This window comes from Arthrobacter sp. 10T413_2 (assembly GCF_056394205.1).
In genome coordinates this window covers 1-16,528 of the sequence record NZ_JBFTHK010000094.1, presented here as the reverse complement: position 1 = coordinate 16,528, position 16,528 = coordinate 1, and the positions used below count along the sequence as shown (strand labels likewise).

Genomic DNA, 16,528 nt, shown 5'->3' with positions numbered 1-16,528 from the left:
GTACAGAACGTAGGCATGGGTGTAGGTATCGTCCTTATCGTCGTGGGCATCCTGGGGTTCATCCCGGGCATCACTACGAACTACAGCGAGCTCAGGTTCTTCGGGCCCGATTCCAAGGCCCTGTTCTTGAACCTGTTCCAGGTGTCGATGTTGTTGAACATTGTTCAGCTCGCGATCGGCGCCACCGGCTTGACGATGTCCCGGACCGCCGTGGGCGCCCGGAATTTCCTCATGGGCTCCGGCCTGCTCTACATCGTCCTGAGCATCTACGGGTTTATCGTMGGMGTGAATTCGGCGGCCAACTTCCTGTCGCTGAACACCATGGACAATTGGGCCTTTATGGTCATGGGCATCGTAATGGCTGGCGCAGGCTGGCTTATGACAAGGCATCTTGAAGAAGACGTGAAGACCCGGTCATCAACCCCCGGGACCTAAGGGAGCCGCGAATGAGTAACGTTTCATAGCATTCRAAAAAATTCGTACTACCTGCTGGTGCAGTGGCTTAGCGGAAACGCGGCGGCTGCACYAGCTTCCTTTTGTGAGCACGACGGCGACGCCGGTGGATGACGACGGCGACGAYGGCCGCGGCATCACCGGCTGACCCCGCTCCCGGACCCMGTTGTCGACGACGGCCGCCAGCAGTCCTGTTTTGGGGACTKCCGGACCCCGTTGTCGTGTGYCCGTGACTTATGGCTCTAGTCGCCCGGGGCACGGCTGAGGACGATCACAAGGGTCAGGACTGTGCTCGGCCAGGGGCATCCTCCTGCCCCGACTACAGACCCGACCCGCAAGAAGGACCCGCCATGTCGGTGGCTTGGATTCGCGCATCATCCTTCCGGCTCACGGYCGCCAGCGTMKCCGTCGTGCTCACGGCCGCCCTGGGTGGGTGCAGTCCCGGGCCGCAACCGCCGGCGCAGCCGCCGTCGTCGTCCGATCCCGTCTACCGGACCATGCTCGAAGAGTTCAGCAAGAGAATGCTGGACGGCGGCGCCCCCGCGGTGCTGATCCAGCTCCGTGTGGGGGCGGACGAGTGGTCCGCGGCGTACGGCGTCCGCAACCTGGACAGCGGTTCCCGGACCGAAATCACGGACCCTGTCCACATCGGGGGCATCACCAAGTCCATGGTGGCGGTGTCCGTGCTTAAGCTGGCCGAGGAGGGCCTGCTCCAGCTGGACGCGCCGGTCAGCACGTACCTGCCGGAGTTCGACCAGGTCATGCACCCGCCGGGACCCGTGACCGTCCGACAACTGCTGCAACATCGCTCCGGCATGCCGTCCGTGGACGGCCCCTTGTACGATCCGGCCACCGTGCAGCAGGCGCTGACCACCAGGGTGAGCCTGGCGGACCTGCTGGCCATGGCGGGCCGGATCACGTGGCAGGCAAAGTTGGCCCAGGGATTTGAGTACTCCAACTMGAACTACATTGCCCTGGCGCTGATCGTCGAACGCCTGCGGGGCCGGCCGATCGGCGAAGTGATCCGCACCGACATCATTGAGCCGCTGGGGCTGGGCGGGACCCAGATGACGGCGTCCGGGCTTCCGCCCTCGGATATGGTCCACGGCTACATCACGCTGGACCGCAAACGGCTCGACGTCACCTATCCCGCGGCGCAGATCGACAACTCCGCCGGCGGTATGGTGTCGTCCATGGCGGATGTGAATGCGTTCTACCGCGCCTTGCTGCAGGACCGGCTGCTCAAGGCCGACACGATCACGCAGATGCAGAGCCCTCTCTATGCCCGKTACGGCCTCGGCGTCGTGCGCTGGAACGACCTCTGCACCAACGACTTCTACTACGGCCATCCCGGCGACGTGCCCGGCTACGGCACTATCGCCATGACCAGCGCGGACGGCACCCGGCAGCTCGCCATGGCCGTGGCCTACCCGCCGCAACCGCTCCAGTCCGGGGCCACCCRTATCCTGCGGGAAATGGAAGCCATCGCCGAGGATTCCCTCAACGCCACGTGCCCGGCCGCGCCGTCCGAGGGCGTCAAGGTTGCTGCCGGCAGTCCGGGCTGAGTTTGCGCGAGGTGTGGCGGGCACTGCGACACATAGGCATTGCGACGATCGGCACTGGGACAATGGGCACATGAGCGCGATCATCCTCGTCTGGAACCCCGACGAATGGAATAACTGGACCTACCCGGCGGTCCTGGAAAAAGTCGCGGACACAGGCTGGTTCTTGGCCAGCTGGGAGGTCGGAAACGGGGACGCCGCGTCCGGCACGGAGGCGTGGCTCGTGCTCCAGGGCCGTCACGGGCGCGGCCTGATCGGTCACGGCGTCATCGTCTCGGAGCAACCGGCTCCCCGCTTTCCGGCGCCCGACCTTCAAACACTCAGCGGTGAAGCGCCGGACCTTCAAACATCCGGCGCCCAAACATCCGCCGCCGGGGACGCAGCGCCGGCCGCTTCCCCGCTCTATGTCCGCGTGGCCTTTGATTCCCTTCTGGCCGCCGGAGACCAGGTCCCGTTCKAGATCCTCACGGACGCCGTGCCGGGCATCGACTGGGAGGCCCTTCAAGGTTCAGGACTCGCCGTCGAACCGTCCGCCGAACCGCTGCTCCACGGGCTCTGGAGCGAATACGGCCGGCAGCCCGTGGCCGACCCCACCCAGACCGTGCCCGGCACCRTCCCGGCGGCAGCGGTCAGCCGCGTGGAAGTAAACCGGTACGAACACAGCCCGGACGCGCAGCGCGTGTGCATCGCCCATCACGGAACCAGCTGCGCGGTGTGCGGGTTCTCGTTTGAAGTTGCCTACGGGGAACTCGGCAAGGACTTCATCCCGGTCCACCACCTGGTCCCGGCGTCGCAGCTGCGCGGCAACTACGAACTGGATCCCGTCACGGACCTCGTGCCGCTCTGCGCCAACTGCCACGCCATGGCACACCACGGGGTGCGGACGCCGCGCACGGTCGCGGAGCTGCGCCGGATCATGGCCKACGCGGGCTACCTGGCGGGGCAGACGCTCACCGCGCAAGAGCTCCAGGCCCAGCAGGACGCCCGGCGGATCCTCGACCAGCATTAGCAGTAACACCTCTCAGGCGGACCACACCTCGCGGAACTTGCCGCTGCGGTCCGGACGGGGCGGCTCGTCGGCGAACCGGACCTCCACGCCGCCGGCGCCTTGGGCGGCGAAGAACGCACCCAACCGTTCCTGTGCCGCGGTCCGCACGGCCGCCGTCGTGGCCTCCGGGTAGAGCTCGAGCCGCAYGGTCAGCTGCCGCATACCGGTGCGGATCGCCTGGAAGCGGCGGACGCCGGCTGTTTCCTCGATTACCGTCCCCAGCGCCAGCGGCAGCACCGTCACCGTTCGCCCGTCCGCGGCATTGAAGGTCAGCACGTCGCCGCTGCGGCCTTCGACGCGAAGCGCGGGGAACGGGCTGCCGCACGCGCACGGGCCGGCAATCATCTGCACCCGGTCGCCCAGGTTGTAGCGGAGGAGGGGCTGGACCTGGTTGGCCAGGTTGGTGACCAGCACCGTGTGGGAGAGTTCACCGGCCGGGACGGGCTGGAACGTCCTGTCCACGGGCTCCACGATGTACCAGTCCGCGTTGACGTGGAACTGCCCCTGCCGGCACCGGCTGGTCAGGGMCAGGACCTCCGAGGCCAGGTACCGCACAGTGGCGCGGCAGCCGAGGGCCGCTTCGATCTCCGCCGCTCCGGTGGCCGCGAGGTTTTCCCCGGACGCGACGGCCAGGATCGGCCGGATCCTGAGCCGTCCGGCCTTTTGTTCGGCGGCCAGTTGCAGCATGGCGCTCGGATACCCGTAGAGCATGGTCGGTTGGAACTCGTTGAGCTCCGCCACGAGTTCCGGGAGCGGCCGGAGCACGGAGAACACGCGCACGCGGCGCGCGATCGTGGGGCTGCGGCGCCGCACGGTTTCGGTGAGCACGACGCCGGCAAAGTGGTCCCCGTCCGCGATTAGCGCCGCGGCCCGCAGCCCCCGGTGCAGGAAAGCCCGGGCCTCCGCGGCCGTCACCATCGTCCGTCGTTCGCGGATCCGGGCGAGGAGGTTCGCCACCAGCCACGAGGTCCGGTCATGGACCAGGACCGCGGGCTCCCCGGTGGTCCCCGACGTCGTCAGGACGAGGTACAGCCCGCGGTAGAAGCCGCCGACGCGCGAGGGGTCATCAAGGAGGTCGGTTCTGAGTCCGGCGAGGGTGATGTGGGGGTCGGTCACCCAGTCATCGAAGTTTTCCATGAGCTCGCGCTTGCCCACCGGAGGCAGCTCCCGCAGATTCGTGAGCAGGTCCGCGGGCGTCTCCGGGACGTCCCGGTACAGCCTGCGGTAGAACGGCGACGCGGCCCGTKCGTGGTCAACGAGCGCCGCGAGCCGGTCCCGCTGCCGGCGGGCGATCGCGTCCTGGCTGGCATGCTCGGCCCGCCAGATGTCCCATGCGATCCCGGTGATCCCGGTCATCCGTGTCGTCCCGAGAGGAGAGCCGCGCATCACCCATCACCCTTTCGCGGGCCCGGCAGATCTGCCGTCCGCGCTCCCACGCGTGCGCGCTTGTGCTATTCCACGCTGGCACGCTATTTCACGTTGGCACGGCGGCGGCCGCCCCAACAGGGGCTTTCGGCACCGGCCGGACGCGGGTATCGCCGAATTGCTGGACTTACCGGCAGGTAGCACCACAGACTGTGTACAACGGCTGGCTGGGCGGCGTCGCAGTTCCTGCTTTCCAGGCCGGTCGGGGACTACCAGCAGCATCGTTTGGGGCTTTGCTTCTACACCTTTTCCACCACYGTGAAGGGACCTGGTAATGCAGGACTTGTCAGCTTTCTACCCGCTCATTTCGATCATCCTCGGGGCGGTCGTGGTMATCGGCGTCATCTGGGTGGCAACAAAACTGATGTGGAAGGTGGCTGAACCGAACGAGGCCCTCATCATCTCCGGGCTGACGCGCGGCACGCTGGAAACCCGGGAGGGCATGGACTTCAAGATCGTCACGGGCAAGGGGGCCCTGGTGCTCCCGGGGCTCCAGACCGTGCGGCCGCTGTCCCTGACGCTGAATGAAACCGAGCTCAAGGTCTCCTGTGTGACCTCCCAGGGCATCCAGGTCATTGTTGACGGCGTGGTCATCTACAAGATCGGGGATGCCCCGCCGTTCATCGCCAACGCCGCACGGCGGTTCCTGGGCCAGCAGCCCAAGATGGAAAGCCAGGTCTACAACGTCTTTGAAGGCCATCTTCGCTCGATCATCGGCAGCATGACGGTCGAGGAAATTATCCGCGAGCGCGACAAGTTGGCCTCCCAGGTCCGCAGCGCCAGCGGCGTCGAAATGGAGAAGCTGGGGCTTGTGGTCGACTCGCTGCAGATCAAGGACCTCCAGGACCCCACCGGCTACATCCAGAACATCGCCAAGCCGCACATCGCCATGGTCAAGATGGAGGCCCGCATCGCGGAGGCCACCCGGAACCGCGAGGCGGMAGAAAAGGAAGCTGAGGCCGAGGCCATGATCGCCGACGCCCAGAGCTTGTCCGCGATCCGGCAGTCCGTGGCGCAGGCCRATGCCGAGCGGGCCAAGGCGAACGCGGCCCAGGCCGGGCCGCTGGCCGATGCCTYGGCGCGCCAGCAGGTGGTGGTCCAGGAAACCGAGGTGGCGAAGCTCGAGGCCGACCGGGAGGAACAGAAACTMCAGACCACCGTCCGCAAGCCCGCCGACGCGAGGGCCTACGCCAAGCGCACCGATGCCGAAGGCCAGAAAGCCGCGGACATCAGCGCCGCCGAGGCACTTGCCCGGCGCACCGAACTCGAAGCCCAGGCCAACGCTCGCCGGACCGAGCTGCAGGCCCAGGCAAACGCCAACGCCGCGGCGGCAGCAGCCGGGGCCACCAAGGTCACCGGCGAGGCCGAGGCCGCCGCCACGAAGGCGCGCGGCGATGCCGCCGCCTCCGCCATCAAGGCCAAGGCGCTGGCCGAGGCTGACGGCATCAAGGCCCGTGCGGAGGCGCTCGGAACCAACCAGGACGCCGTCATCTCGCAGCAGCTCGCCGAAAACATKCCGGCCATCGTGGCGGCCGCAGCCGAGCCGTTTGCGCACGTCGGCCAGATGACCGTGCTCAACGGCGGCGAAGGGGTCAACCGGATGATCGGCGGGATTTTGGCACAGGTGGGCGACTACCTTCCGGCGCTCTCTACCGCGCTCAAGAACGGCCGGGACGCCCACAAACGGGACGGGAAGGCCCCGGAGGCCTAGGGACATCATGGCTGCGGGATCCAGGGATTGTGATGCATAAGGATGTTGACCGGAGCCTGACCGGAAAGATTGGGCGCGTCACTGGACGGATCGGCCCGGGCACCATCGGMGAGGTCATGCTGCCGGTCCGCGGCGGAACCAGCGCGTTCCACGCTCACCCGTTCGACAAAACCAGCGTCTTCGCTGTGGGCGAGCAGGTCCTGGTCATTTATTTTCAGCCGCCCCAGACCGTCTTCGTGGACGAACTTCCGGACGTACTCAAGGCAGAATGACGGCCTCTGGACGCTAGGAGKCGACGGGCGTATTCTGAAGTTCCGTCGCCTCTGGAGGTATTTCAGATGGAAGGCAATATGCGTGAGCGTCTCGGGCCGGCTGCCAGGTTCGTAAGTGGTTCCGGCATGCAAGCCCGCGGCCCGGTCGGCAACTGGCCCGATCCGCTGTAGCCCGTCCTTCCGCCATGCCGTCCGGCACCGCCGTCTACTCGGAGTGTGCCGTGGACACATGGCCTCGATCGTTCGCGCCCTCCTAGCCGCACGCTCCCGCCGTCGGATCTTTTTCGCCGTCGGCCCCCTCTCTGAGCCTCGCCCCGTGGCTCGCGGCGCTCTACTGACCGCGCCCACCTGTTAACCCAGTCTTCCCCTGCCGGCAACGCCCACTCCCCCGCGCCGCAAGGCGGCGCCCGCACCGTGGAGGAGTGAGGATCGCAATCGTCGCCGAATCATTCCTGCCGCTCATGAACGGGGTTACCCACTCCATCCTGCGCGTGCTGGAGCATCTGCAGGAGCGCGGGGATGAGGTGCTCGTGATCGCGCCGTCCACTCAGGACACAGACGTCCCGGACGAGGTCTATGGCGCCCACGTGCACCGGCTCCCCTCGGTCCMGCTGGCCGGCTATGCGAATGTGCGGGTGGCGTTGGGCGGTGTGTATCGGGTCAAGCGAATCCTTGCCGACTACGCGCCCGATGTCGTCCACCTCGCGTCCCCGTTCGTGCTCGGCTGGCGTGCCGCGCAGGCCGCCCACCAGCTCGGCATCCCGACCGTCGCGATCTACCAGACCGAGGTCCCCGGCTACGCTTCGCGCTACGGCGTCCCGTTCCTGGAGAACTGGGCCTGGAACCGGGTGGAACACATCCACCTGCTGGCCTCTCGCACCCTGGTCCCCTCCACCTTCGCGCTCAACCAGCTCCGCGGCCGCGGCATTCCGCGCGTGGACATGTGGCGGCGCGGCGTGGACACGCAGCGGTTCACCCCGGAGAAGCGCGACGCCGGCTGGCGGGCATCCGTAGCCCCCGGCGGGGAGCGCCTGATCGGCTACGTCGGCCGGCTGGCCGCAGAGAAACAAGTGGAGGATCTGGCGGTGCTGGCGGATGTCCCCGGGACCCGGCTGGTGATCGTCGGCGACGGTCCGCAGCGGGCGGCTCTGGAAGCTGCCCTGCCGGACGCTGTCTTCACCGGGTTCCTCGGCGGCGACGAACTGGCCCGGACGGTGGCGTCCTTCGATCTCTTCGTGCACCCCSGCGAGTTCGAGACCTTCTGCCAGACCATCCAGGAGGCCATGGCTTCCGGGGTGCCGGTGGTGGCCACCGGCCGGGGCGGGCCGCTGGACCTCGTGGAGAATTCGCGGACCGGCTGGCTGTACGAACCCGGCGACCTCGCCGGGCTCCGGGCCCGCGTGATGRACCTGATGGGCGACGACGCCAAACGCCGCGCGTTCGCCGAGGCCGCACATGCCTCGGTTCAAGGCAGGACATGGTCCRCCCTCGGAGCCGAGCTCGTGGGCCATTACAAGGCCGTCACCCGGGAACCCKCCGTCGGCCACTCCCCCCTCGTTGCCCTATCACTTAGGGCTGCTAAACAGGGGTTTTAGGCACCATTAGTGATAGAGCAACCCGAGGGTTGATGGCACGAAACTCGGGGGTGGATGCGGGGCCAACGGGGACCGGACCCGCCCTGTGCTCGTGGTGACACCTCCGGGACCATCGGGACGCCTATGATTTCCCGATGGGAGGGTTCTAAATGACTGATTGGTCTCAGATGTGCACGGCGGTGGCCGGGTGACGGCGCCGTCATACCCGGAGGGAGCATCCGGTGAGGCCCCACAGTACGGGGATCTGGTGGAATCCTGCCCCGACGCCCTGCTCGTGCTGGCCGAGGACGGCACTATCAGGATGGTCAACGCCGCCGCGGAGCGCATGTTCGGGTACTCCCGCGGGGAGCTCAGGGGCCTGGACCACCGCATGCTCCTGGCCGAGGGATTCAGGAACGGGTTCCAGCGGATGTTCTTCACCCTTCGCCGTGAAGCGGACAGCACAGCCGCCGCAGACTCCGAAACTGCCGTTGCCTCTGCTGCTGCCCACGTGCCGATGGAGGTATACGGGTTGCGGCGGGGAGGCACAGAGTTCCAGGCCGAGGTGGCCTGCTCCCTCGTCGTCACCGATGCCCGCCCTCACTCCGGTGCCGACGGCGGTACCGACGCAGACGCCGACGCCGACGCCCGGACGGCCAGCATGATCGTCGCGATCCGCGACACCTCGCACCGCCCCGAGACCGACGACGGCCTCCGCGAGGCGATGTCGCTGCTGAKCGCGACGCTCGAATCCACAGCCGACGGCATCTTGGTGGTCAGCAGCGAGGGCGAGATCGCCGGCGTCAACAGCCAGTTCGTCACCATGTGGGGCATCCCGCGGGAGCTGCTGGCCACCCGCGACGATGGGGCCGTCATGGACTTCGTCCTGGACCAGCTGAAGGATCCCGCCCAGTTCATTGAAAAGGTGGTCGCCCTCTACGCCGATCCCGCGGCCGAAAGCCACGATGTCCTGGAATTCCGCGACGGCCGGACGTTTGAACGCTATTCCCGCCCGCAGAAGGTCGCGGATCACGTGGTCGGACGCGTGTGGAGCTTCCGCGATGTGACCGCGGCCCAGGTCGCTCAGGACCGGATTGCCCGGGCCATGGCCGACCTCGCCGAGCAGTCCGCCCAGCTCAAGGCGCTGGCGTTCCGGGACGGATTGACCGGCCTGTCCAACCGGCAGCAGTTCAACGACAGCCTCGCCAGCGCTCTCGCAGGCCCGTGCGGCACCGCCGTGGACGTCCTGCTTTTGGACCTTGACGACTTCAAGGAAGTCAATGACATCCTGGGCCACCACGCCGGGGACCAGATGCTCATTGAAGTGGGCCGGCGGCTCCGGACGTGCGTCCGGCCGAACGACGTCGTGGCCCGGCTGGGCGGCGACGAATTCGTGGTGCTGCTGGTCGGCTCGCTGGATCCCGAGGCCGTCGCCGCCCGGATCGTCGACTCGCTGCGGGTGCCCGTGTGGATTGACGGCACCATGCTGCGGCCCAGCCTCAGCCTKGGGCTCGCCTCGATCAGCGAGGACGCCGTGGACGCCTCCGAGCTCCTGCGCCGCGCCGACATCGCGATGTATGCCGCCAAGGCCGCCGGCAAGAACCGGTACATGCGCTTCCGGCCGGAGATGATGAAGGCCCTGGTGGACCGCAGCGATCTCGAGGCCGGTCTGCGGCTGGCGGTGGACAACGGGCAGATTGCCGTGCACTACCAGCCGATCGTCTCGGCGGACCGCGGGACCGTGGTCAAGGTCGAGGCGCTGGCCCGCTGGGTGCGCGACGGGGTGCTGGTTTCGCCCAAGGATTTCATTCCGGCGGCGGAACGCAGCGGCCTCATCGTCGAGATCGGAATCGAGGTCCTGCTGCGCGGCTGCACCGAGCTCAAGCCCTGGCTGGATGAGGACGCCTCCCGGTCGCTGGCCGTGAACGTCTCCGGCGTCCAGCTCCAGCATGGGGACTTTGCCGAACTGGTGCTGGCCGTGGCGGAGTCCTGCGGGGTGAACGCGGGCCAACTGGTTGTGGAAGTCACGGAAAGCGTGTTCTTCGACGACGACTGCCACGTCATCCGCCAGCTCATGAACCTGCGCACGGCCGGCGTCCGCGTGGCACTGGATGACTTCGGCACCGGGTTCTCCTCGCTCGGGCGGCTTCAGGGCCTGCCGGTGGACACGCTGAAGATCGATCAGTCGTTCGTGTCCATGATCCACACCGGCACGGAACAGCTGCCCATCCTCAACGCCATGATCGGCATGGCCCACGGCCTGGGGCTCACCGTCACCGCCGAGGGCGTGGAAACGTCCGCGCAGGCCGAGTACCTGATGAAGCTGCGCTGCGATTCCCTGCAKGGCTTCCTGTTTTCGGGCCCGCAGCCGGAGTCCGGGCTGCAGCAGGGACTGGAGCAGGCGGCCCGGGCCATCGCCGCACTGCGGGGCGACCGGGTCCCCGGCAACCGGTGACCGGCAAATCACCGGTCCGATGTGCCGGGCGGATGAACTGGACAAAGGTACCGCAAGGTACTGCACAGATGTACTGGACATTGGGCCGAAGGACCCTATGATGCAGTGAAACGCATTGACCCTGGCACCTTGGCCGGGAACATCATCGCTCTATGAACTTCCGTCGCTTTGGGGGCCGGTATCGTCGTGGGAACTGGGTTTGGTGAAGCCCTGCTCGAGCAGGGTCCTGATGCGTTTCTGCTGTTGACTGCGGACGGCACCATCGCCTTCGTGAATTCGGCTGCGGAACGCCTGTTCGGCTTTCCACGTGAAGAACTCCTGGGCGTGGACCACGCCGTCCTGCTCACGGAGGAAGGCAGCGGCGGCTTCCTGCGGGTCTTTGGCCGGCTGGGCCGGAAGAGCCGGGCCGGAAGCCGGCCGTTCGCCGCCGTCGGACGCCGCCGGGACGGGACGGAACTCGCCGTGGAGATCACGTGCTCGCTCGTGACGGTCGACGCCGGCACCGCCATGGCGGTCGCCGTCCGCGACGCCGATCACCGCAACGACCCCGACGCCGGTCGGCGGCTGGCCGTCTCCCTCCTGGACGCCACGCTGGAGACGACGTCGGACGGTATCGTCGTGGTCTCCAGCGAGGGCCAGATCACCGGGATCAACGACCAATACCTGAAGATGTGGGGCATGCCGCCGGAGCTGATCGCGGCCGAGGACCCCACCGCGCTGGTCCGGTTCATCGCCKACCAACTGGCCGATCCCGACTACTTCCTGCAAAAGGTGTCAGCGCTCTACGCGGACACGGTGATGCAGAGCCACGACGTCCTGGAGTTCGCCGACGGCCGCACCGTGGAACTGCACTCGCGCCCGCAGAAGGTGGCGGACAGGATCGTGGGACGGATCTGGAACTTCCGCGACATCACCTCGCGCCGGCGCGCCCAGGACCAGGCCCGCCGCGCCATGKAGGAACTGGCCGAGCAGGCCGGAAAGCTCAAGGAGCTAGCCTTCCAGGACCCCCTCACGGGGCTGGCCAACCGGATGCTCTTCAATGAACGGGCCGCGGCGGCGCTGCYCACGCCGGATCCTGTGCACGTCCTGCTCCTGGACCTGGACKACTTCAAGGAAGTCAACGACGTCCTGGGCCACCATGCCGGCGACGAGATGCTCGTGGAGATCTCCCGCCGGCTCCAGAACTGTGTGGGCCCGCACGGCACCGTCGCCMGGCTGGGCGGCGACGAGTTCGTCGTGCTGCTGGTCGGCTGCCGGGACGCCGACGGCGTGGCCCAGCGGGTGGTCAGCACTCTGAATGCCCCCGTCTCCATCGAAGGCACGCTCATGCGGCCCGGCCTGAGCCTGGGCGTGGCCTCGCGCGACGCCGGGACCGAGACGTCCTCGGAGCTGCTGCGGCAGGCGGACCTGGCCATGTACGCGGCCAAGGAGGCCGGCAAGAACTGCTATGTGCACTTMCGGCCGGAGATGCTCGCCGCGCTGCTGGAACGCACCCAGCTGACGGCCGGGCTGCGGCGGGCGGTGGAGCTGGGGCAGATCATGGTCCACTACCAGCCCGTCATCTCCAGCGACCGGCTCGACGTCGTGCAGTTCGAGGCCCTGGCCCGCTGGGAATGGGACGGCGAACTGATCCCGCCGGACGATTTCATCGAGACAGCCGAACGCAGCGGCCTGATCCGGGAGATCGGGGCCGAGGTCCTGCGGCGCAGCTGCACCGAGCTCGCGCCGTGGCTGGCCGAGGATCCGTTCCGGAGCGTGGCCGTCAACGTCTCGGGCGTGCAGCTGCAGCACAGGGACTTCGCCGAGCGCGTCCTGGACATTGCGGCCTGGAGCGGCGTGGAACCGCACCAGCTGGTGCTGGAAGTGACCGAGAGTGTGTTCTTCGATGCCCACTCCCACGTGATCGGCCAGCTCGAGACCCTGCGTGAGGCCGGCATCCGGGTGGCCCTGGACGACTTCGGGACCGGCTATTCCTCGCTGGGCCGGCTGCAGGACCTGCCCGTGGACGTGGTCAAGGTCGACAAGTCCTTTGTGTCCATGCTGCATACGGGCACCGAAAAGCTGCCCATCCTCACCTCGATGATCCATATGGCCCACAGCCTGGGGCTGAAGGTCACGGCCGAAGGCATCGAGACGCCGGCCCAGGCCCGCTACCTCATGGACCACGGCTGCGATGCCCTGCAGGGCTTCCTCTTCTCCCGCCCCGAGCCCGCTGCGGCCAGGAAGCGGGCGGTCCGCAACTCGGAGGCAGCCATCGCGGAACTGGAGGGCGTTCCGCTGCCCGGGTAGCCGGTGCGCCCCGGTCCGCCGGGCTGTTGGCGCGCCCCAATTCCGGCCTATTCAGCACTTTCGACACATTCGCTCGCGGCATGAGGCCCACCGCTCTCGGGGAGCACGCACCGCATATGATTCAGTGAGCGCAGCGCGCCCGGTTCTCCGCCGGGCGCCCGCTATCATCATCCGTCGCCTGGGGGGCAGTCAAACATCGTGGAAGCCGGTTTCGCACAGCAACTGTTGGAGTACAGCCCGGACGCCCTGCTGCTGGTCGGCCCGGACGGATCCATTTCCTTCCTCAACACGGCAGCGKAGCGGCTTTTCGGCTATTCCCGCGCGCAACTTCTCGGTGCGGACCACAGCCTGCTCTTGGCCGAGTCCTCGCGGGAGGAATTCCACGGCGTCCTGGCMGGGCTGGCCGCGGCCCCAAGTCCCCACGCTCCGTTCGCCGGTTCCGGCCGCCGGGCCGACGGCACCGAACTTCAGGTCGAAATCACGTGCTCGCTGGTCCCCGCGCCGGCAACAGCGGCCGACACCGGAACCTCCGTCGCCCTTGCGGTCCGCGACGCCAGCCACCGGAAATCAGGCACCGGCCGGGTGGCCGGAGCCACCCCCAGCAGTGCCGCCCACAGCAGTGCTTCCCTCGGCGGAGCGCCCCACGGCAGCGCCGGCAGTTCGCTCAGGGGCGACTTCCGCCGTCGTACCCCTAGTACTGCGGGTACTGCGGGCGCTCCGGGCGCCGCACGGGCGGCAGGGGCGGCTCCCGCAGCGTTCGTCGGGCACGACGACGAACTCAAGGCCGGTTCCCTCCGCGATCCGCTCACCGCGCTGCCAAACGGACMGTTCTTCAACGAGCGGCTCGCCGCGGCGCTGCGCCGGCCGGATCCCGTGGACGTCCTGCTGCTGGACATCGACGACTTCAAGCACCTCAACGACATGCTGGGACGCTCGGCGGCCGATGAGTTGCTGGTGGAGGTCGCGAGCAGGCTGCGCAACTGCGTCCGTCCCCATGACACCGTGGCCCGGCTGGACGGCGATGAATTCGCGGTGCTCCTGACCGAATGCCTCAACGCCGACGCTGTGGCCAAGCGGATCACCGAGGCCCTTCACCAGCCGTTGCGCGTCGGCGGCACCATGGTCCGGCCCGGCGTGAGCATGGGCCTGGCGTCCAAGTCCGCGCACACCCTGGACGGGGCCGAACTGCTGCGGCAGGCCGACGCCGCCATGACCGCGGTCAAGGCTGCCGGGAAGGACAACTGGCTGCGGTTCCGGCCGGAGATGCTGAACACCGCGGCCCACAAGGCCGACGGCGAGACCGGGCTCCGCCGCGCCGTCGAGCTCGGCCAGATCTCCGTGCACTACCAGCCCGTGGTGTCMCCCGGCATCGGCTCGGTGGTGCAGTTCGAGGCGTTCGCGCGGTGGGAACGGCACGGCCGCTTGGTGCCGCCCAACCAGTTCCTGCCCGTCGCGGAGCAAAGCGGCCTCATCCGCGAGATCGGCGATGAGGTCCTGCGCCGCGCCTGCGCCGAGATCCGGCCCTGGCTGGCCGGCGACGCCGCGTACAGCGTCGCCGTGAACGTCTCGGGCCTGCAGTTCCAGCACCGGGACTTCGCCACGGACGTGCTCGCCATTGCCGCATCCACCGGCGTCGACCCGCACCAGCTGACGCTTGAACTGACCGAAAGCGTGTTCTTCGATGCGTCCTCGGACGTGCTGGGCCAACTGCGTCACCTGCGGGAGGCCGGCGTCCGGATTGCCATGGACGACTTCGGCACCGGATACTCCACGCTCGGCCGGCTCCGGGAACTGCCTMTGGACATGGTMAAGATCGACCGTTCCTTCGTGGCCATGATCAAGACGGGCCAGGAACAGCTCCCGTTCTTCGGCACCATGGTCAACGCCGCGCACGCCCTGGGCCTGAAGGTCACGGCAGAAGGCATCGAGACGCCGTCGCAGGCCAAGTACCTCATGGACCGCGGCTGCGACTCCCTGCAGGGCTACCTCTTCGCGAAGCCGGCCCCGGCCAGCGACCTCGCCGGKACCATGGAGAGCGCCCTCACCGCCCTKGACAAGGTCGACGCCGGGCGGTGACCCCGCGTGCGCTCCTTGTTGCCGCGCGCCGCCGGGTCGGAGTGTGTTGGCGCCGCCGCACTCCGCCATTGGACGCAAACGGCCGCTAAGCATCATGGCTTAGCGGCCGTTCGTGGCACTTCGTTGGATGGTMCGGGCCGACGCCGGGAGTCCCCAGAAGTCAGAGTCCCGGCTGCCTCCCGGCCCTAGCGCTTTTCGCAGGCGATGCCGTCGTTGTCACGGTCGAGGTCGTACTCGCCCCAGTGGCGCGCACCGCCGTCGTTGTAGCTGTAGACGGTGTTGTTGACGCGGAAGTTAGTGACCGGCTTTCCGCTGGTCTTGTCCCGGGCGCCGGCGCGGCCGACGCCGTGCGGGTAGACCTTGTTCAGCTCCGTGCAGTTCTTGTACGACTTCGGCGCGGGCGCGGCGGATGCCGGCACGGCCGTGGCGCTCAGAACGACGGCGGTTACCGCCAGGGACGAGACAAGCAATTTCTTCAGGCGCACGGTAGAGAGCACTCCCCCAAACAGAAGCCCTCGGTCGCGTKTCGGCGAGGGGCAGGAAAATGCTACCCCACGGTTTCGCCGTTTCCGGTGAGGCTCCGCCCTGGTGATTTACTGCCGGGGGTCCAACTTGTCGCTGTCCCGGGCCACCATCGCTTCGCTGCGCTGCCACAGCGCCTTGGCCAGGCCGGCGTCGTAGGCCTGCTTGTTGGCTTTGGAGAGGGTCCGCTTGGCGTAGTAGGTGCCCGAGATCCAGTCGTGGCCCGGGGTGGCGTTGGCGAGCCACACAAGGGTGTCCGCGCCCTGGTCCGGGGTCAGCATGAAGCGTTTGAGGAACGACTTGTAGGCGAAGCGCATGGGGCTCGTGGAGTCGGCCGCGAAGTTCGTGGCCACGCCGCCGGGGTGGAAGGCMGCCGTCGAGATTCCCTCGGCGTTGTAGCGGTTGTGGAGCTCGGTGGTGAAGAGGATGTTGGCGAGCTTGGCGTTGCCGTAGGCGCGGTTGGTGGAGTAGCTCCGGGCCGCGTCGAGGTCGTCGATGTCCAGCTTGCCGAAGATTGAATTCGCCACGCTCGAGGTGTTGATGACGGTGGCCTGGCTGGCGGTGAGGACGTCGATCAGCCGGGTGGTGAGCAGGAACGGGGCCAGGTGGTTCACCTGGAAGGTTTTCTCGTGGCCGTCCACCGTGAGCTCTCGCGGTCCCATGATGCCGCCGGCGTTGTTGGCCAGGACGTCGATCCGCGGGTACTTCTCCTTCAGCTGCGCGGCGAGCGTGCGTACTTGCGCGAGCTCGGCGAAGTCGCTGACAAAGAAGTCGGCGCCGATTTCCTTTGCGATCGCCTCGGTCTTCTCCGCGGAACGCCCGACGACGACCACGCGGTCCCCCTGCCGGGCGAGAGTCCGTGCGGCGGAGGCACCGATGCCGTCGCTGGCTCCGGTGATGACGATAGTGCGCTCGGGCATTGACGTGTCCTTAGAACGAAAGCGGTTGGCTGGTCTTTTGGAATCCAGCCCGTCGAATTCTAACGATCCCACCTCGGAGAACGTTCCGCTGGAGCCGGTGCTTAACCGGCTCTTCGTGGTTTGTGGGGAATTGATCTCGTGTCGTAGATGACAGAAGGGCCCGTGGCCCTGCTGGGATGAGTGTGTCTAAGCATTCAAACCAGGAACAGGACCACGAGCCT

The 16,528-nt window shown here is 67.6% G+C and carries 12 protein-coding genes; 9 read left to right on the top strand and 3 right to left on the bottom strand.

The window, feature by feature from the left end; all coding sequences use genetic code 11:
- The 3 genes from AC1DBQ_RS14790 to AC1DBQ_RS14780 all read left to right on the top strand — a co-directional run.
- Positions 1 to 435: DUF4383 domain-containing protein (locus AC1DBQ_RS14790; protein WP_476929223.1), on the top strand; the 435-nt coding region annotated here is incomplete at its 5' end.
- 368 nt (positions 436 to 803) lie between these two features.
- The gene (locus AC1DBQ_RS14785; protein ID WP_476929222.1) at positions 804 to 2,018 is read left to right on the top strand and encodes a serine hydrolase domain-containing protein; all 1,215 of its coding nucleotides are present in this window, start codon (positions 804 to 806) and stop codon (positions 2,016 to 2,018) included.
- A gap of 70 nt (positions 2,019 to 2,088) precedes the next feature.
- Positions 2,089 to 3,024 carry an HNH endonuclease gene (locus AC1DBQ_RS14780; protein WP_476929221.1) on the top strand — a complete coding sequence of 312 codons (936 nt, stop codon included), beginning with the start codon at positions 2,089 to 2,091 and terminating at the stop codon, positions 3,022 to 3,024.
- A 12-nt stretch (positions 3,025 to 3,036) separates the two neighbouring features.
- On the opposite strand, the gene AC1DBQ_RS14775 is transcribed toward AC1DBQ_RS14780, so the two are convergent.
- Positions 3,037 to 4,419, bottom strand: a complete 1,383-nt coding sequence (locus tag AC1DBQ_RS14775) for a phenylacetate--CoA ligase family protein (protein ID WP_476929220.1) — start codon at positions 4,417 to 4,419, stop codon at positions 3,037 to 3,039.
- A gap of 343 nt (positions 4,420 to 4,762) precedes the next feature.
- On the opposite strand from AC1DBQ_RS14775, the gene AC1DBQ_RS14770 reads away from it, so the two are divergent.
- From AC1DBQ_RS14770 to AC1DBQ_RS14745, 6 genes are all read left to right on the top strand, one after another.
- Positions 4,763 to 6,199 (top strand): flotillin family protein, encoded by a 1,437-nt coding sequence (locus tag AC1DBQ_RS14770; RefSeq protein WP_476929219.1) that lies wholly within the window; start codon positions 4,763 to 4,765, stop codon positions 6,197 to 6,199.
- Between the two features lie 32 nt (positions 6,200 to 6,231).
- A complete protein-coding gene (locus AC1DBQ_RS14765; protein WP_476929218.1) occupies positions 6,232 to 6,471 on the top strand; it encodes a hypothetical protein in 240 nt (79 codons plus the stop codon).
- A gap of 422 nt (positions 6,472 to 6,893) precedes the next feature.
- Positions 6,894 to 8,066 carry a glycosyltransferase family 4 protein gene (locus tag AC1DBQ_RS14760; RefSeq protein ID WP_476929217.1) on the top strand — a complete coding sequence of 391 codons (1,173 nt, stop codon included), beginning with the start codon at positions 6,894 to 6,896 and terminating at the stop codon, positions 8,064 to 8,066.
- Positions 8,067 to 8,313: 247 nt separating this feature from the next.
- Positions 8,314 to 10,500 (top strand): sensor domain-containing protein, encoded by a 2,187-nt coding sequence (locus AC1DBQ_RS14755; protein WP_476929216.1) that lies wholly within the window; start codon positions 8,314 to 8,316, stop codon positions 10,498 to 10,500.
- A gap of 186 nt (positions 10,501 to 10,686) precedes the next feature.
- Complete coding sequence (locus AC1DBQ_RS14750) at positions 10,687 to 12,789, top strand: putative bifunctional diguanylate cyclase/phosphodiesterase (protein ID WP_476929215.1); 2,103 nt, start codon at positions 10,687 to 10,689, stop codon at positions 12,787 to 12,789.
- A gap of 198 nt (positions 12,790 to 12,987) precedes the next feature.
- Complete coding sequence (locus AC1DBQ_RS14745; protein WP_476929214.1) at positions 12,988 to 14,865, top strand: putative bifunctional diguanylate cyclase/phosphodiesterase; 1,878 nt, start codon at positions 12,988 to 12,990, stop codon at positions 14,863 to 14,865.
- Between the two features lie 185 nt (positions 14,866 to 15,050).
- Here AC1DBQ_RS14745 and AC1DBQ_RS14740 read toward each other — a convergent pair whose 3' ends face one another.
- Complete coding sequence (locus AC1DBQ_RS14740) at positions 15,051 to 15,350, bottom strand: excalibur calcium-binding domain-containing protein (RefSeq protein ID WP_476929213.1); 300 nt, start codon at positions 15,348 to 15,350, stop codon at positions 15,051 to 15,053.
- A 108-nt stretch (positions 15,351 to 15,458) separates the two neighbouring features.
- Positions 15,459 to 16,307, bottom strand: coding sequence for an SDR family NAD(P)-dependent oxidoreductase (locus AC1DBQ_RS14735; RefSeq protein WP_476929212.1), 849 nt, complete (start codon positions 16,305 to 16,307; stop codon positions 15,459 to 15,461).
- Positions 16,308 to 16,528 lie beyond the last annotated feature (221 nt).